The sequence below is a fragment of the Azoarcus indigens genome, from assembly GCF_004361735.1.
Classification (GTDB): Bacteria; Pseudomonadota; Gammaproteobacteria; order Burkholderiales; family Rhodocyclaceae; genus Azoarcus; species Azoarcus indigens.
This window is the reverse complement of record NZ_SNVV01000004.1, coordinates 162,205-178,627: the sequence shown is the minus strand read 5'-3', so window position 1 is coordinate 178,627 and position 16,423 is coordinate 162,205. Positions and strand designations below refer to the sequence as shown.

Below are 16,423 nucleotides of genomic sequence, written 5' to 3'. Positions count from 1 at the left end.
TCATGCGCCTTTGGCCTCATGGCCTGCCAGCAAGCGGTCGAGGGCGGCCAGATGGGCCTGCCAGCTATAGATTTCCAGCACCCGCTGTCGTGCCGCCTCGCCCATCGCCGCCGCGCGCATAGCGTCGGCGAGCAGGCCGGTGATGCGGTCCAGATAATCGTCCGCCGTCTCCGCCACTTCGCACTCCTTGCCCGGCTGCGCGACCAGTCCGGTAGCCGAGGCTGCGGATACCACCACCGGCTTGGCCATCGCCATCGCCTCCAGCACCTTGTTCTGGATGCCGCGCGCGACCCGCAGCGGCGCGACCACTACATCGGCATGAGCCAGCCAGGGGCGCACGTCCGCCACGCGGCCAGTCACGAACACGTCGGCAGCGGCCAGCTCCTGTACCGCGGGAGCCGGGTTCATGCCGACGATCCAGAAGCGTACTCCGCGCAGCCGGGCACGTAGCGCCGGCAGGATCTCGCGTGCGAACCAGGTCACGGCATCGATGTTTGGCCAGTAGTCCATGGCACCGGTAAACAACAGCACCGGGCCACCCGCCGGGTAGGGAGATTCACCGCCCTGGGCCGGCGAGAAGAAGTCCGCATCCACGCCGTTCTGCATCACACCGACCCGCGCCGCCACTTCCGGCGCCGCCGACCGGAACAGTTCGGCCTCGGCCTCGGTGACGAAGAGCGCAGCATCCACCGCGGCCGCCGCACGGCGCTCGAAGGCCAGCAGGCGGCGCCCCTCGCGGCGGTAGAGCCAGGACATCGGCCAACTGCGCCCGGCGGCATACTGCGTCCATTTTGCGGAGTCGAGATCGCAGAAATCGATGACCCGGCAGGCCAGGCCAGGCACGTCCAGGTACTGGGCCATCGGCCCGGAGAACACCACCGCCTGGCTGATGCGCTGCTCACGTACCGTGCGCCTGACCCACTCCGCCAGACCGGCATCACGGTAATAAGGCAGGCTCAGCGCCTCGCCGGAGAGCAGGCCGCGTACGCTGGCAAGCCGGCTGCGCCGCGGGTCCAGCGGAATGACCTTCCAGCCGGCACACCACTCTCCCAAGCGCTCGACGTAGCAGCGGTCTTCCGGGCTGTCGACAAAGGTACCGAGATACACCCGGAAGTGCCGCGCGAGCTGCCTCAGGATGTTGAAGGACCGCACCTTGTCGCCCTTGTTGGGCGGGTAGGGAATGCGGTGGACCAGGTAGAGCAGGGGCGGGCGCGTATCCTGCACGGCCTACCCCAGGTTGCGCACGATGTGCGGCCCGAGCGCGTTGGCCACGCCCAGCGGCAGCCGCCGCCACAGCGCGATGAAGGCCCGGTACTTCGGGTTCATCGGGTTGTTCTGCGGCACGCCGTCGCGCTTGTACAGGCGGTATTCGTAGGACAGCGGCTGGGGCTCGAAGCCCCAGTTCTTCTTGAAGCTCCACGGCCCGGTGCCGATCTTGCTGCGGCCGTAGTCGAACAGGTGGTCGCCGCGCTCGCAGGCGATGCGCATCAGTTCCCAGTACTTGAAGTCGTTGGCGGCCAAGTCGCGGGCGGCGACATCGTCGCCCGCGTAATAGGGCAGCACCTCGCCACGAAAACGGAAGCCGAGCACGCTGGACAAGGAGCGTCCACCGGCATCCGTCACCGTCAACACCTCGCAGGCTTGACCGAACACCTCCCGCAGCCGGCGGAAGAAGCGCACCGACAGGGCCGGCGTGCCGTGGCGCAGCACGTTGTCCGAATACAGCGCGAAGAAGCGGTCCACATCCGGATCCAGCGTCGCCACCAGGCCGTTCTTGATGCCCTTGCGCACCATCGCCCGCTGCTTGCGCGGGATGGCCAGCATGTTGGCCTCCACCTCCGGCAGGATTTCCTTGCGGAAGGTGACGTAGAGCGCCTGGCTCGGCCAGTCTTGATGCCGGGCGGTGAGATTGCGGTACTCCAGATGCTGTACGCCCAGCCGCAGCGCCAGGGCCTCCGCCTCCGCCTCCAGCAGGGCCGCGGCCTCATCATCGCCGACGATGCCGCCGTAGACGCAAAAGGGCAATGAGGTCAGCGCATGGCCGAACAGGCGGCTCTTGACCTCCGCCAGCGGCAACACGGCGACGATGGCACCGGCCCGCTCGGCGTACAGATAATAGGTGCGATGGCGGAACACCTCTTCCATGATTCCGCGCCAGGCGGAGAGGTGAAAGAACGTGGCCTCTGCCGTGGCGTGGACGAAAGCGTCCCAGCGGGCGGCGTCCTGCGCGGCGAAAGCCTTGACGACAACGGGCGTGCGATCCATCGGTTCACGTCCTGTGCCGCTCAGGCGGCGTCGCGGAATACGTGGTCGGCCCTGCCCCACGAGAAATCGGCCAGCAGGCGGCGCAGGCGCTCCGCGGTGCGGTCGAGATTGACGTAGTGGCGGAAGCGCGTCTTGGCGGTCGCTTCGGGCACGCGGGGTTGTTCGGGGTCTACCTCCCAGGGGTGGAAGTAGAAGATCGCCGGGCGACGGTCGTCCGCATTCACCTTGGCGATCTGCCAGCGCGAGACGGCGTAGGGCAGCAGGCGGAAATAGCCTCCGCCGCCCGCGGGCCAGTTGCGCCCCAGCCAGCGCATGGTCGTCACCGGAATCTCCATCAGCCCGGACTCCAGGCGATAGGGGAAGCGCGGCGCATCCGGAATGCCGTAGTGATCGTGCTTCACCGGATAGACGCTGGAACTGTAGCTGTAGCCGGCGCGCGCAATGCACTCGTGCGCCCACAGGTTGGACTTGCCGATCGAGAAGCTGGGCGCGCGGTAGCCCTTCACCGGCTCGCCGACGATGTCTTCCAGCACCGCCTTGGCCAAGGAGATGTCCGCCAGGAAGGCCTCCGGCGTCTGCGCGCTGGCCCGCTCGTGACCATAGCCGTGGCTGGCGACCTCGTGGCCGGCATCGGCGATGCGCCTCACCAGGTGGGGATAGCGCTCCGCCACCCAGCCGAGCGTGAAGAAGGTCGCCTTGGCGTCCCGCTCCTGCAACAACGAGAGGATGAGATCGACGTTCTGCTCCACGCGGCAGGGCACGGCATCCCATTCCTGGCGCGGGAAATGGGGCGCCAGCGCCGACACCTGGAAGTAATCCTCGACGTCGATGGTGAGCGCGTTGGTGATTTCCGCCGCCATAGCTAGGCCTCCACTTCAGCAGTCTTCAGCCAGGCTGCGAGGTGAGCCGCGATGCGCTCGGCGGTATGGCCGTCCCAGTACTCGGGCACCCGGCCGCGCTTGCCGCCGCTTTCCAGCACGCTGCGCGCCGCGGTGACGATTGCTTCCGGCGCAACGCCGACCAGGGTATTGGTACCCTGCTCCACGGTAATGGGCCGTTCGGTGTTCTCGCGGATGGTGAGGCAGGGCACGCCAAGCGCGGTGGTCTCTTCCTGGATGCCACCGGAGTCGGTCAGCACCAGCGTCGCGCCGGCCATCAGCCCCAGCATCTCCAGGTAACCCTGCGGCGGCAGGATGATGAAGTTCTCCGCCTCCAACTCCCGCAGCAGTCCGAAACGCTCCAGGTTGCCCCGGGTACGCGGGTGCAGCGCGAACACCAACGGCAGCCGGGCCGCGACTTCGCGCAGCGCGCCGATGATGGGCACCAGTGTGTCCGCGCTGTCCACGTTGGACGGCCGATGCAGCGTCACCACGCCATAGCCCTGCGCCAGACGTTCGGGATTCTGGCCCGCCGCGGCCAGCAGCTCGGCCGGCGCCACCGCCTGCGGCAGGCTGGCCATCAGGCTGTCTATCATCACGTTGCCGACGAAGACGGCGCGCTCCTCGGCCACGCCCTCGCGCTGGAGGTTGGCGTGGGCGCTGCGCTCGGTGGTATAGAGCAAATCGGAAATCTGGTCGGTGACGATGCGGTTGATCTCTTCCGGCATCTTTCGGTCGCCGCTGCGCAGCCCCGCCTCCACATGGATCACCGGGATATGGCGCTTCGCCGCCACCAGCGCGCAGGCCAGCGTGGAGTTCACGTCGCCCACCACCAGCACCGCGCGCGCGCCATGCTGCTCGATGACCGGCTCGAAGCGCTTCATGACCTCGGCGGTCTGCACCGCGTGGGAGCCGGACCCCACCTCCAGGTTGATGTCCGGCCGCGGCAGCTGCAGGTCGGCGAACAGGCGATCATTCATCGCCGCGTCGTAGTGCTGGCCGGTATGGACCAGCAAGGTCTTCAGCGCCGGCCGGTAGGCTGCGAACGCCCGGATGATGGGCGCCATCTTCATGTAGTTCGGACGCGCGCCGACGACGCAGATGACGGGTTGCTCCGCCTTCGGCGGCAGCTTTGCGGTACTCATTGGCGCGGCTCCTCCGGGGCCGACTCGCGCCGAACCGCCTGCAACAATTGATTCAGTACCCCGAGCGTGGCGGATACCGACTGCTCGAGTTGGGTGAGCCTCGCCTCGATGCGCTGAACGTCCACACCAGCAGCCAGCCCGGCCACCTGCTCCGCCAGCGCCGCGGAAACCTGCAGCCGGGAGAGGTCCAGATCAAGCACCGCGCCAGACGCGCCGCCCGCCAAGGCCGGGGCTTGCGCACGGGCCGGCGTGGAGAACTCTTCCTTCAGCTCCTCCACCACTTCACGCACCTCGGCCTCGCCGAGCTGATGACGCTCGTTGAGGAAGGCCGACAGCAACAGCCGGTCGCACAAGGTATTGATACGGCGAGGAATGCCGCCGGTATGAGCGTAGATCGCGGAGAAAGCCGAGGTGGCGAATTCCGGATCGCTCTTCCATCCGACGTGGTGCAGGCGGTGCTCGATGTAGGCACGGGTTTCCTCCGCGTCGAGCGGCCCCAGGTGATAGGAGGCGATCACCCGCTGGCGCAGCTGCTGCATCTCCGCGCCTTGCATGATGTCGCGAAACTCTGGCTGCCCGATCAGGAAACTCTGCAGCAGCGCATGGTCTTCGAGCTGGAAGTTGGAGAGCATGCGCAGCTCCTCCACCGCCGCCGGCGTGAGGTTCTGTGCCTCGTCCACGATCAGCAGCGCGCGCTTGCCCCCCGCGGTGGTGGAGACCAGGAAGGTCTCGAGCGCCAGCAGCAGCCCGGCCTTGTCGAGATTCCGGCTGGGCAGTCCGAAGGCAGCGGCCACCATGCGCAACGTATCGTCCGCATCGATCTGGGTGCTGACCAGATTGGCGGCTACCACCTTGGCCGGGTCCAGGTGCTCGAGCAGGCTGCGCACCAGCGTGGTCTTGCCCGCACCGATCTCCCCGGTGATGACGATGAATCCTTCGCTCTGGTGCAGACCATACTCGAGGTAGGCCATTGCCCGCCGATGGCCCCGACTGCCGAAGAAGAAGGCGGGATCTGGGTTGAGCTGGAAGGGCTTGTTGCTGAGCTGGAAATAAGCTTCGTACATCGTGAACCCGATCAGAATCTGAGGCCGAGATTGGCGATGATGGCGTTCTCTGTGAAGTCGCTGCCCCCGCCGGAGCCTTCTGCGCGCTGATAACGGTAGTTGAGCCCGCCGGAGGTCTTGGGGCCAAACTCGGTGTTCAAGCCAACCGACATCAGCAGCCGGCGGGTCTCCAGCCCGCTGGCGGACGAGCCTTCGGTACGGGAGCGGGTCAGCGTCGATATCAACGAGGTGATCGGCGTAAGCCGGTGGGAGAAGCTGGCGCTGGCCGCGCTGGTTTTGATCGAGGTGCTCAAGGCGAAATCGTCGCCTACCGGAAGGCCGCTGATGGCGTTGAGACTGGAGCGCTGGCTGCGCGTGACCGACAGGGTAAGACTGTTGCGCTCGCCCAGCAGCGTCACGCTCCCCCGCAAACTGCGTTGCAGGAAATAGGCGTTAGAAACAACGTTCTGCGCGCTGGAAGCCCCCAGGTTGGCCATACACAGCGCGTACATCACGTCCGGGTCCAACTGCCAGCCGTTCCACTCCATGCCGCTGTCCGCGATCGCGCGGCACTGGGCTTCGATCAGGGGCTCGGAGGAGAAGGATTGCACCGTGGAGGTCACGTCGCGCATGTAGCTAAGGCGCCACTGGGTCCTTGCGGTACGGTGATCGAAGCTGAAGTTGTAGCCGGTACCGAACACCCGGTCTTCGATGGTGGCAGACAGCCGGGAGCGCTCGGAAGCCTCCCAGTCAAAGCCCCCGCCATAAATTGCTCCACTCTGCTTGTTCCCCGCGCCATAGTCGTTCGACTCATGTCCCGCGATGGCCCTGAGACGGAACTGGGGGGTCACATTGATGTACAGCGTTGCCCGGCCAGCCTCCTGGATCCCGCGAGCATTGACGCTGTTGTCGAACTCCGTCTCGCTGCGCGTGTAATCCACGCCCCAGCCGAACAGACGCTGCGGTGCGGGATCCATCACCTGTCCGGTCCATTGGCCGAGACGCGAACCCTTGAGATTGTTGCCGCCGTCGTACCAGCGCGACATGTAGCCGAGTTTCGCCGTGGCGGTGTCGCCAAACCGGAACTGCAGGCGCGGAGCAAGCGACCAGGTACGGGTCTCGTCGTTCTTGCTGGTATTGAGGTCATCGCTGGCAGCACGGCCGGAGAAAGCGGAGAGGTTGTTCCGCGAAATGGAGCCACCCATGTCCACGTAAAACAGGTCCTCCACCGCCTCCAGCTCGCCTCGCCCCTGAAACGCCAGGTAGGAGGTATCGCCCTTGCTGTCGTTGGTATGGAAGGTATTGCGGAACTGCGCGTTCATGTTGCCGTTGAAACGCCCGCCTCGACGCGAGACGGCCAGCGAGGGCGTCACTTCCGCAATCCAGTCAGACTCCTTGCTATCGCGCGACGCACCGCCGTTGTCGGTCCATGTGAGCCGCGTCTGGACGGAGGGACGGACGTCCGTCTCCTGGGCATGCACCAGACCGCCAACCGCGGCCAAAGCGCAGCCCAGCGCCGCCGCCACGGCCTTGAGCCTGAACGTCTGAGCGGACACCTCAGGCCGCCTCGGACCTGGCATCCGAACCGTAACCGTAGCCATAACCATATCCGTAGTAGCCCCCGGCGCCACGCTCCCGCGCCTTGTTGAGCACCATCAGCTTGACGGGGCAATTCTCTATCGTGGAGAGCGCCTGCTTGATCGTCGCATGGGTGGTCTTCGCCGCCTCGACGACGATCACCACCTGACCCATGTGCGTCGCCAGCACGCGCGCCTCGGTCGTCACCAGCAAGGGCGGCGAGTCGAAGACGATCACACGGTCGGCATAGCGGGTGGCCATCTGCTCCAGCATGCGATTCATCGCATCGGACGCGAGCAACTCGGTTGCCCGCTGATGCGGCATGCCAGCGGGCAGCAGGGAGAGCTTCTCGATATTGGTACGCAACAGGACGTCGCCCAGATCAGCGATATCGCCGGACAAGACGTCCATCAGCCCGCGCTGAGGTGGCAAACCCAGGCGGTTGAGTACTGAGGGGCGCGATACGTCGGCATCGACCAGCAGCACGGTGTGGTCCAGTTCCATCGCCATGCTGATCGCCAGATTGATCGCCGAGAAGGACTTGCCCTCTCCCGGCAGCGCACTGGTAACCATGATCAGGTTGCCATTGGCAATCACTCCCGCCCCCAGACCCTGGGCATTGCGCAGCAGCGGGCGCTTGATGACGCGATACTCCTCGGCCAGAGGGGAACGCGGCTGGTCCGGCGTGACCATGCCCATCTGGGCCAGCCGTCCGAGATCGATGTGGATGCTGCGCGACGCCGGAGCGGCCGTCTCGACAGCCGCTTCAGGGGCAATCGCAGCAGGGGCCGTAATCCCGGCCGAGGGCGTCGCTGGCGCGATCTGGGCCTCCTCCGCGACAACCATCGAAGGCGCCACGTCGCCGCCTGCCTGCTTGAGCTGGTCCAGCCGCTGGACCGCTTTCTCTATGAGGCTCATCCCGTCCCCCGCTATTTCTGCAACATACTGAGCAGGAGCGTCGCCACTCCAACTACACCAACGAAACCGGCAACGCCTCCCGAGAAAGCCAGCAAACCCCGCCTTCTTGCCTTGGCCCGCTCAGGCGTCTGCAGCAAGGAGACAGCACCCAGCACGGGAAGCCCGGTCACCTCCCGCAGAGTCCGGCCGTCGCTGAACGCTGGTCTCAACTGGCTGATGAGGAAGGTGAGGGCGACCCCTACTGCCAGCCCCACCAGACCGACCAAGGGCATCAGCAGCACCCGGTTGGGCGCAGAAGGCTTGTTGGGCAGACTGGGCGGATCGATCTGCCGGAACTCCGCGATCCCCGACTGCGCGTCCATTTCCACCGAAATATTGGCCGACTCGCGCCGTGCCACCAGGCTCTCATAGTTGCGCTTATGGACGTCGTAGTCCCGGTTCAGCTGGGCCATCTCGGCCTCCAACTCCGGCAGGCGCTCAGAGGATGCCCGCAGCTGGACCAGGCGGCCTTCGTACTCTCCCACCCGCGCGCGCAAGGAGGCAACCCTGGCTTCGGATTCCGCCAGCGACAGCTTCATCTGCTGATACACCGGGTTGGAATTCACTGAATCGAAGCGCCCCGGCCCGGCCTTGCGCATCGCATCGACCTCTTCCTGCTTCTGCTTCTCAAGCTGAGCCAGCACGCGACGAGCGCCCAACACATCCGGGTGCTGGTCGGTGTAACGCTGCAACATGCTGTCCAGATTCTTCTTCAGCACATCGATACGATTGTCCAGGTCGGGAATGGAGACCGAGTTGGCGGCGCCCCCAGGCGCCTGCGGCAACAACACCGGATCCTCGCCGACCAGTTGACGCTGCATGGCGTCGCGAGAATTCTCCGCCTCCCGCAGTTCAAGACGCGCCTGCGCCAGTTGCTGCTCGGTCTGCGCGATCTGCGTCACGTAATCCCGGGCGCCATCTCCCAGCAGGCCCATATTGCGCAGCCGGAAGTCCTTCAAGCGATTCTCAGCCTCGGACAGTTTCTGCTCGTAGGTCTTGATCTGATCCTCGATGAAGCGCCGCGCGGCGTCGGTATCCTGCCGCTTGTTCACCAAGCCGGACTCGACGAACAGGGAAACCAGAGCCTGCACCACGCGCTGCGCCCGATCCGGGCGGGCATCCTCATAGGCGAGCGTGAAAAGGTTGTCCCGACCGGTGCCGCGGATCTTCAGATCGCGCGTCAGTTGGGCAATCAGCGCCTCTCTGTCCTGCCGATCCCGGACCCCGAGATCGAGATCCGCCATGGTGATCAGCTTCTCGACATTGGGACGATTGATCAGCGTCCGGCTGAGGATGGCAATCTGCTGATCCACGTTCGGCTGCACGGCCAACCCGGACATAAGCGGCCTGAGCACAGACTGGGTGTCCACATACACCCGCGCAGTAGACTCATACTTGTCCGGCATCATGTAGATCACGACACCGCCCGCTATCCCGACGATCCACGCCAGCGCCAAACCCCACCAGCGAAAACGCCACATGCCGCGCAAATAGCCAACAACCTGCCTGACGAGTTCTTCCATCTAGTAGCCCGGGTACCAAACAATGCAATCCGCCCCGGTTGAAAACCAAGGGCGGAACGAAGATGTGGAAAAACTCAGAACCAGCTTTGCGGGATGATGAGCACGTCGCCCGGCCGCATTTCCACGTTCGCGGTCACGTCGCCACGCTTGATGAGATCCTTGATGCGGACGCTGTATTGCTTATTGCCTTCAGCGGTGCGAAGAATGGTCGCCGCATTGCCATCAGCATAGGCAGTCATTCCGCCCACTGCGATCATTACGTCCAGCAAGGTCATTTTCTGGCTGTACGGCAGAACCTGCGGCTTGCCTGCCTCGCCGACGACCCGGATCTGCTCGGAATAGGGGCCGACGAACTGGGTCACGATCACGGTGACAACCGGTTCCCTGATGTACTTGCCAAGCTCCTTTTCGATGTCCCGAGCCAGCGTGCTGGCATCTTTGCCCAAAGCGGGCAAATCCTCTACTAACGGGGTAGTGATTTTTCCATCAGGACGTACGGGTACAGACATGGACAATTCAGGATTGCGCCAGACGACCACGTTAACTGCGTCACCAGGCCCGATAACGTAGTTGTAATCCGCGCTGGCCGCCGCCGAGGGAGCCGGCGGATATGAGGTGGCACAGCCGGAAACCAAACCGATCATCATGCCAAGGGCCAGCAATCGACGGCCTCCAGCCAACACAATCGAAGCGCTTTTGCTCATTGTCAACATACCCCTTCACCGGAACGGCGACTATGATACGCCCTGTGGGTGGCAAAAATGCTACCAAGATGCACCTGCCGGCCCCAAGGAAAAAACACACACAAGCGGTTACAGCCAGATATCTGCTCCGCAATTAGAGTCTGGCGACCCAGGGAGGGATATCTGTCGAAAGGCACAGAATTCCCTATACGCCGCCCGGCTGCGGGCTCGTCCAAAGAGTGCCTTTGAACCTATGATGATCGAAACAGCTGGCCACGCCAAGCCGTCTCCAGACGTGGCGCTTTCGCTGCCTACCCGCCTGCGGGCGCAGATAAAGCAGGACAGCTTTTCGCTCAATGATGAATTCATTTTCGAGCGTGCAGATTACCGAATCTGCTTTGCGCAAGGCAGTGAAGTCCTGCGCAACAAGCTCGCGTCTCTGGTGGAGCGGATGTATGGCTCCCGAGGGCTGCACGTATATCACGCGATTCAAGACCTTCACCCCAGCCGCGCAATCCTGGTTGCCTGCCGGGGCGAGCACCTGTTCGGCACCCTCACCCTGGGCCTGGACTCCAAGGCCGGCTTGCTTGCCGACACGCTTTACCGCCCCCAGATTGATGCAATCCGTGCCAAGGGAAGGAAGGTCTGCGAAGTAACACGGCTCGCGATCGACCCTGAGTACGGTTCCCACGACGTGATGGCCTCGATTTTCCAACTCGTCTATGTAATGTCCCGACTCATCCACGGGATGACAGATCTTTTTATTGAAGTTCACCCCCGCCATGCCGGCTTCTATCGCCGGATGCTCGGATACAGGATTGCAGGACCAGAAAAAATCTGCCCGCGTGTTGGCGCCCCTGCCGTACTGCTGCATTTGCCACTCGAGTACGCAGACGCCCAACTTCGCCAATTCGCCGGCAAGCCGATGAGCAGGGAACGCAACCTCTATAAATTCTCCTCGCCACTGCGCGACCTGGCAGCGCTAACGCTCACCTTGTCGCCGGCGAGCGCCAACTGCTGAAAATCAGAACCAGCGCCTCAACTCGACGTACACCCGGTCACTATTATCGTAGCGGCCGAAAAGCCCGACCGAACGACCGCCGAACACATCCGCTCCGAACTGAGCACGCCATTCGGGAGCGAATTTCCAGGTCAGCTTTGGCCTCAGCATGTAATCCTCTCGATTGAAACTCGACACGGCAAGGAATTCGAACTCCAGGTCATCGCCGAAATGCCTCACGACCTGGAATGTCATCCCTTGCTCATCGCGCCCCTCCTTCATGCCAAAGTCGCGATCGTAGTAAGTACGGCCAAAGTACTGAACATTGAAGCGCCAGATATCCTGGATGGGCAAATCGACGCCCACAACATAATCCAGCGTATCGGAGGCTTGCAGCCCGCTGGCCGCGCCCGGATCACTGGTAAGGAAATGGCGCCCCCGGGTATGAACCGCCTCTCCCTTTAGAACAAACTCACCAAGATCCTTGCTCATGGTCGCCCCGACCTGCCGGATCCGGTCATGGCGGAATTCAAAGGTGGGAGCGAGCGAGGTGCGATAGAGAGTGGGTGAGACATCTAGACTTTCGTAATAGAAAGCACTCAAATCCCAGCCGCCCACCAGGTGGGATGCCCGCACCCCCCAATTTCCATTGTCAAAACCGTTTGTCGGCTTGTGCTCCTTGATATGCGTTCCCGCGGGAATATCGGGATAAGGGAAAAAATCAGCGCCAGGCTTCCCGATCTTGTCGAAACTGGGTGCCGGAATCCACAGCAATTCGAAGTGCGTGTCGCCAGCAAAGTATTCGGCTCGCGCAGCCCATTGGGGAATACGCAAGGCTTCGAACTCGGGGAGGTAAAACTCTCTCAGGTCTCGCGCGGAAACCACATCTGCAAAGAAGAGCCCGACCATTTCGCCCCACACGACATGTTGACGCCCCAGCCGGAACTCCCAGTCCCCTGAGCCAAAGTCCAGATAGGCCTCGCGCAAGGAAAAGCCCGCGCGTTGATCATCCCGGACGGAAGAGGGATAGTGCCCACTCTCAAGGTCATAGGCTGCATCGCCTTCCGCACGCCCTGACAACTTCCACCTGATTCCCGCAGCCGCGCCACTAGCCCCCAATTCCAGCCTGGCTCGCAGTTTGGACCAATGTTGGGGCTCGCCGACAGTGTAAGCCCCTGAAAAATCGGCATAGCCACCCAGCTTCAGCCCACCGCCCACGCCCGCCTCAACCGCCGGGTTGGAACCGACATCAAAGAGCGAATCCAGATCGCCATCCTCCGCCGCACGAGCCGTCGCAGCCTCACTGCAGGCAATCGCCAGCAGCACCACTCCCAAAAAACGCATCGATGACCCCTTTAGACTTCCGGATCCTCTTCGCCCGAAGCGCGGCGATCCTGGACGAACACCCACTTACGCTCGGACCTCATGCCCAAGGCGGTAATCTGGCCGTCGGCGATACGCACCAGACGGTCCGCCATGTTCATCACCTTGCGATCATGAGTAGAAAAGACAAACGTGGTGCCGGCTTTGCGGTTGATCTCACGCATCAGGCGCAGGATGCTCTCGCCGGTCTTGCTGTCGAGGTTAGCGGTGGGCTCATCGGCCAACACCATTTTTGAATGCGTCACCAGGGCGCGCGCAATTGCAACTCGCTGCCGCTGACCGCCGGAGAGCTGATTCGGGCGATGATCGGCATACTTGCTCAAGCCCACCATACCCAGATAGTGCGCCACCCGCTCCTTGCGCTCCGCCTTACTGAGCTCCGGCAATTGCAGCAGCGGATACTCCACGTTCTCCTCGGCAGACAATACCGGCAGGAGATTGAAGGTCTGGAAGATGAAACCCAGCGTCCGCGCCCTGAGTTCGGCAAGCTGATCCGGCGTCTGCCCGGATACATCCCTGCCATCCACGACGACCCGCCCCTCGCTGGGGGTATCGATACAACCTATGATGTTGAGGAGGGTAGACTTGCCGCTACCGGATGGGCCTGCAATCGCCAGGAATACCCCGGGCTCGACAGCCAGCGAGACATCACTGAGCGCCTGAACCTCCTGGTCTCCAAGTCTGTAGCGCTTGCTTACGCCCTCTACGCGTACGATCGCCATGTAGCAAGCCATCGATGAATGAGAACGCCATAAGGATAGCATCCATGTCCCACACCGAACGATCCCGGCTGCACCTGCTTGCCTCGCTCGCACTGGGCGCTGCGGCTCCGGCATTGGCCTGGGCGGCCGAGACGGAAAACACAGAGGTCAAGAAAGACGAGGCGGCCAACCAGTTGGTCGCGCGAGCCGACGAGATCCGCTTCCCGCGCGAGAGTTTCCAGACGGAAATCACCATTACCAACTTCAGCGGCGAACAGGAAGGCGAGACACGGAAATTCCGTGTCCTGTCTCGTGGCAACGAGAACACCATCGTCCTCACCCTGGAGCCCGCCTCTGAACGCGGCCAGGCCCTACTGATGCGCGGCCGGGACCTATGGGTTTTCCTGCCCAGCGTCTCCCAGCCGGTGCGCCTTTCCCTGGCGCAGAGACTGACCGGCCAAGTCGCCAATGGAGACCTAGCCCGTGCCAATTTCGCCGGGGATTACAACCCTAGCCTTGTCGGCACCGAAACAGTGGATGGTCAAGCAGCTCAAGTCCTTGAACTCACGGCAGTGGACCGTAGCGTTACCTATTCCAAGGTGAAGTACTGGATCCGCGAGCAGGACGGCCGCCCCATGAAGGCGGAGTTCTATGCACTTTCCGGAAGACTGCTCAAGACCTGCTACTACGAGGACTTCAAGGAGATGGCCGGACGGATGCGCCCTACCCGCCTGATAATGGAGGACGCGCTGAAGAAGGGGGAAAAATCCGTCCTCAGCTACGAAAACATGGCGCTGCGCGATTTGCCGGAGCGTGTGTTTACTCGGGAGTATCTGAAGCGTCTCGAGTAATGACATTTATACGGAGGGGAAGACCTCTCCGGAAAAACAAAACGGGCGCCGAAGCGCCCGTTTTTCATCCAAGCTCGTACTAGACGAGATTAGAAGGAGTGACGGATACCAACGTTGAAGCCACGCCGACAACCACCGCCGAGGCAACTCCATCGGCATAACCGATATAGCGGCAGCAACACCCTCGTCTTCGGCTATGCCATGCTGGCATCGGCATGGCGAAAGTAATGTTCGACCTCCGGGGCCACGAGGCAGCATAGAGCAAGGTCGCCCGAGCAAAGCATTCCGATGGCACCCGTGAATGGGAGGTTTGCCCAGGCTCGCGGCATTCAATGCAGAATCGGTTGGTACGCCACACCGAAACGGCCGGCCAAATCCGCGAGTCGCCGGTCCAGCGTCCACAAACGGGCACCCGGCGTGATGAGCGTCGAGGCCAACAGGACCATATCGACGAGCCCGCACCCGAGTCCATACAACTTTTCACGCTCGATGAAGGCCATTACCTCGTGCAGGCTTGCCTGGTCGCTGAACCGCAGCAGGCCGATGTTCTGCAGTGTCTGGCTGCGGGCGGGCGGCGTTCCGCAGGCGATTTCGGCTATCACCATGGGATGGACCAACGCAAGATCCCGTCCAATCAAGTCGATCAGCGCATCGCTACCTTTACGGAAGTGATCTATCCACACAGATGTATCGATGAGCACGCTCATTGCGAGGCAGGCTCTTCCCGGCGGCGCGGCACATCCTGAATTCCGGGCATGGCACCGCCCAGCGCAGCGAGGCGCTTGGCAGCCTGCACCCGCACGAAGGTCTTGATGGCCTCCCGGAATATCTCCGACTTGTCCATGCCCGGGTCGGCCATTTCGAGCGCCTTTTCGTAAAGCGCATCGTCAATGGTAACGGTCGTGCGCATGATCAACCTCCGAATCAAGAATGATGCAAATGTGCATCACTCTCAACCCTCCTGCAAGCTCGCAGGCACCGCATGCCGACACGGCGTAAACAAAAAACGGGCGCCGAAGCGCCCGTTTTTCATCCAAGCTCGTACTAGACGAGATTAGAAGGAGTGACGGATACCAACGTTGAAGCCACGCTCGTAACCACCACCAGCGACGCCGTTACCTTCGGTCGCGTCAGTGATATTCGCGGCCGCGTAGCCATTACGAGTAGTTTCAGCGGAGCTATTGTTGTTCACATCAGCATACGCCGTGTAGATAGCCGTGCGCTTGGAGAGCGCATGCTCGTAACCAACGCCCCACTGGCTAGACTTACCATCGCTACCGGCATCGAACTCAGCCTTACGACGACCATAAACGGCCTGGATCTTGCCTGCGGCACCAACCGGCACAGAGGCCGTCACAGCCCACTGCTTGAGCTTCACATCGGTATTAGCGAGGCTACCTTGCTCATCACGAACGCCATAAATGGCGCCAAGCTTGACAACACCGAAATCATACGTACCAGCCAGGTCCCAAACCTTAATCGCGTCAAGGCTAACCACCTGGCCAGCAAGAACCTGAGCCGGCGTCAAACTCGAACCCGCAGCACCGTTGAAGTGGATCTGGTGAAAGTTGGCACCCACATAGATCGGACCATTCTTGTACGACGGAGAGAATGCCCACGCGCGACCGTCAGCAGATGCACCGGCGCCGTAACCGTTTTCCACAGACTCATCGTTAGCAAAGTTGTTAGTCCAACCCGCCACGAAACTGAAGCCACCCCAGTTCGGAGAAACGTAGGCAACCAGGTTGTCCAGACGGGCATCACCCTTGTAAACGTTCGCCAGCGACGCAACGGTACCCTTGCCGAAACCGAACGGGTCGATGTTCTGAACGATCATCAAGTGTTGCGGGGCATACTGACGACCCAGCGCGACGGTACCGAAGCCACCCGACAGGGAAACGTAAGACTGGCGGTTGAGAGAGCTAATGGTGCCACCAGAGGTTTCGCTACGGCCAAAGCCCATTTCATATACGAAACCAGCCTTCAGGCCATTTCCCAGATCTTCAGTACCCTTGAAGCCGATACGGTTACCAGCACTGACACCGCCGTCCAGCGCGCTGCGGGAATCAACACCGCTAACACGGCTGTCACCGGTCCACTGGTAGCCGTAGTCGACCACACCGTAGATCGTCACGTTGGACTGCGCGAAAGCCGGCGCGGACATCAGGCCAGCAACAGCCAGCGCGATCAGTTTCTTCTGCATTTGCTTCTCCTCTAATTGAAGTTGAGACCGCTGGGCAGGGCCCGGGCCCGACTTACCTCTCTAACGAGGGGTTGCGGCGATTTTGCAAATTGGGAAGGACCCGGCGCAAGCACGATGTGAGGAAACCGACAGTTTGGCGACGAAGCTGTTGCATGTGTGCAACAGCCGCCAGCGGCCTTGAACGGAGGGCGATGAGGCACATCCGCGTCAAAC

Annotated in this window: 16 protein-coding genes; 2 read left to right on the top strand and 14 right to left on the bottom strand. The window is 62.4% G+C overall.

Annotation, left to right across the window (positions count from 1 at the left end; all coding sequences use genetic code 11):
• The 9 genes from C7389_RS06765 to C7389_RS06725 form a co-directional block, all read right to left on the bottom strand.
• Entirely contained in the window at positions 1-1,224 is a 1,224-nt protein-coding gene (locus tag C7389_RS06765) for a TIGR03087 family PEP-CTERM/XrtA system glycosyltransferase (RefSeq protein ID WP_133589644.1), read from the bottom strand.
• 3 nt (positions 1,225-1,227) lie between these two features.
• Entirely contained in the window at positions 1,228-2,265 is a 1,038-nt protein-coding gene (locus C7389_RS06760; protein WP_133589642.1) for a FemAB family XrtA/PEP-CTERM system-associated protein, read from the bottom strand.
• Positions 2,266-2,285: 20 nt separating this feature from the next.
• On the bottom strand, positions 2,286-3,125 hold the full coding sequence (locus C7389_RS06755) for an XrtA system polysaccharide deacetylase (protein WP_133589641.1): 840 nt from the start codon (positions 3,123-3,125) through the stop codon (positions 2,286-2,288).
• Between the two features lie 2 nt (positions 3,126-3,127).
• Positions 3,128-4,288, bottom strand: a complete 1,161-nt coding sequence (gene wecB / locus C7389_RS06750; RefSeq protein WP_133589639.1) for a non-hydrolyzing UDP-N-acetylglucosamine 2-epimerase — start codon at positions 4,286-4,288, stop codon at positions 3,128-3,130.
• Complete coding sequence (locus tag C7389_RS06745; RefSeq protein ID WP_133589638.1) at positions 4,285-5,352, bottom strand: XrtA/PEP-CTERM system-associated ATPase; 1,068 nt, start codon at positions 5,350-5,352, stop codon at positions 4,285-4,287. Before C7389_RS06745 ends, wecB begins: the two co-directional genes overlap by 4 nt.
• An 11-nt stretch (positions 5,353-5,363) precedes the next feature.
• Complete coding sequence (locus C7389_RS06740; protein ID WP_162851687.1) at positions 5,364-6,887, bottom strand: TIGR03016 family PEP-CTERM system-associated outer membrane protein; 1,524 nt, start codon at positions 6,885-6,887, stop codon at positions 5,364-5,366.
• 1 nt (position 6,888) lies between these two features.
• The gene (locus tag C7389_RS06735; RefSeq protein WP_133589634.1) at positions 6,889-7,827 is read right to left on the bottom strand and encodes an XrtA-associated tyrosine autokinase; all 939 of its coding nucleotides are present in this window, start codon (positions 7,825-7,827) and stop codon (positions 6,889-6,891) included.
• 11 nt (positions 7,828-7,838) lie between these two features.
• Positions 7,839-9,389 (bottom strand): XrtA system polysaccharide chain length determinant, encoded by a 1,551-nt coding sequence (locus C7389_RS06730; protein ID WP_133589632.1) that lies wholly within the window; start codon positions 9,387-9,389, stop codon positions 7,839-7,841.
• A gap of 74 nt (positions 9,390-9,463) precedes the next feature.
• On the bottom strand, positions 9,464-10,036 hold the full coding sequence (locus C7389_RS06725; protein WP_133589829.1) for an XrtA/PEP-CTERM system exopolysaccharide export protein: 573 nt from the start codon (positions 10,034-10,036) through the stop codon (positions 9,464-9,466).
• Between the two features lie 289 nt (positions 10,037-10,325).
• Here C7389_RS06725 and C7389_RS06720 point away from each other — a divergent pair, with 289 nt between their 5' ends.
• Entirely contained in the window at positions 10,326-11,093 is a 768-nt protein-coding gene (locus tag C7389_RS06720) for an N-acyl amino acid synthase FeeM domain-containing protein (protein ID WP_133589630.1), read from the top strand.
• A gap of 3 nt (positions 11,094-11,096) precedes the next feature.
• Here the strand turns inward: C7389_RS06720 and C7389_RS06715 are convergent, their stop codons facing one another.
• A complete protein-coding gene (locus C7389_RS06715) occupies positions 11,097-12,416 on the bottom strand; it encodes a DUF1302 family protein (RefSeq protein WP_133589629.1) in 1,320 nt (439 codons plus the stop codon).
• A gap of 11 nt (positions 12,417-12,427) precedes the next feature.
• Positions 12,428-13,177: an ABC transporter ATP-binding protein gene (locus C7389_RS06710; protein WP_133589627.1), complete on the bottom strand. Its 750-nt coding sequence runs from the start codon at positions 13,175-13,177 to the stop codon at positions 12,428-12,430.
• A gap of 44 nt (positions 13,178-13,221) precedes the next feature.
• Here C7389_RS06710 and C7389_RS06705 point away from each other — a divergent pair, with 44 nt between their 5' ends.
• On the top strand, positions 13,222-14,007 hold the full coding sequence (locus C7389_RS06705) for an outer membrane lipoprotein-sorting protein (protein WP_133589626.1): 786 nt from the start codon (positions 13,222-13,224) through the stop codon (positions 14,005-14,007).
• Between the two features lie 329 nt (positions 14,008-14,336).
• On the opposite strand, the gene C7389_RS06700 is transcribed toward C7389_RS06705, so the two are convergent.
• From C7389_RS06700 to C7389_RS06690, 3 genes are all read right to left on the bottom strand, one after another.
• Entirely contained in the window at positions 14,337-14,714 is a 378-nt protein-coding gene (locus C7389_RS06700) for a type II toxin-antitoxin system VapC family toxin (RefSeq protein WP_133589624.1), read from the bottom strand.
• Positions 14,711-14,917, bottom strand: a complete 207-nt coding sequence (locus C7389_RS06695) for a type II toxin-antitoxin system VapB family antitoxin (protein WP_133589621.1) — start codon at positions 14,915-14,917, stop codon at positions 14,711-14,713. The genes C7389_RS06700 and C7389_RS06695 overlap by 4 nt, the downstream gene beginning before the upstream one ends.
• Before the next feature lie 144 nt (positions 14,918-15,061).
• On the bottom strand, positions 15,062-16,210 hold the full coding sequence (locus C7389_RS06690) for a porin (protein ID WP_133589619.1): 1,149 nt from the start codon (positions 16,208-16,210) through the stop codon (positions 15,062-15,064).
• Between the last annotated feature and the right edge of the window lie 213 nt (positions 16,211-16,423).

Excerpts from the sequence above, each read along its gene's own strand:
- C7389_RS06760 (WP_133589642.1), bottom strand. The coding sequence starts at position 2,265 with ATGGATCGCACGCCCGTTGTCGTCAAGGCTTTCGCCGCGCAGGACGCC.
- C7389_RS06755 (WP_133589641.1), bottom strand. The coding sequence starts at position 3,125 with ATGGCGGCGGAAATCACCAACGCGCTCACCATCGACGTCGAGGATTAC.
- wecB (WP_133589639.1), bottom strand. The coding sequence starts at position 4,288 with ATGAGTACCGCAAAGCTGCCGCCGAAGGCGGAGCAACCCGTCATCTGC.
- C7389_RS06745 (WP_133589638.1), bottom strand. The coding sequence starts at position 5,352 with ATGTACGAAGCTTATTTCCAGCTCAGCAACAAGCCCTTCCAGCTCAAC.
- C7389_RS06735 (WP_133589634.1), bottom strand. The coding sequence starts at position 7,827 with ATGAGCCTCATAGAGAAAGCGGTCCAGCGGCTGGACCAGCTCAAGCAG.
- C7389_RS06730 (WP_133589632.1), bottom strand. The coding sequence starts at position 9,389 with ATGGAAGAACTCGTCAGGCAGGTTGTTGGCTATTTGCGCGGCATGTGG.
- C7389_RS06725 (WP_133589829.1), bottom strand. The coding sequence starts at position 10,036 with ATGATGATCGGTTTGGTTTCCGGCTGTGCCACCTCATATCCGCCGGCT.
- C7389_RS06720 (WP_133589630.1), top strand. The coding sequence starts at position 10,326 with ATGATGATCGAAACAGCTGGCCACGCCAAGCCGTCTCCAGACGTGGCG.
- C7389_RS06715 (WP_133589629.1), bottom strand. The coding sequence starts at position 12,416 with ATGCGTTTTTTGGGAGTGGTGCTGCTGGCGATTGCCTGCAGTGAGGCT.
- C7389_RS06710 (WP_133589627.1), bottom strand. The coding sequence starts at position 13,177 with ATGGCGATCGTACGCGTAGAGGGCGTAAGCAAGCGCTACAGACTTGGA.
- C7389_RS06705 (WP_133589626.1), top strand. The coding sequence starts at position 13,222 with ATGTCCCACACCGAACGATCCCGGCTGCACCTGCTTGCCTCGCTCGCA.
- C7389_RS06700 (WP_133589624.1), bottom strand. The coding sequence starts at position 14,714 with ATGAGCGTGCTCATCGATACATCTGTGTGGATAGATCACTTCCGTAAA.
- C7389_RS06695 (WP_133589621.1), bottom strand. The coding sequence starts at position 14,917 with ATGCGCACGACCGTTACCATTGACGATGCGCTTTACGAAAAGGCGCTC.
- C7389_RS06690 (WP_133589619.1), bottom strand. The coding sequence starts at position 16,210 with ATGCAGAAGAAACTGATCGCGCTGGCTGTTGCTGGCCTGATGTCCGCG.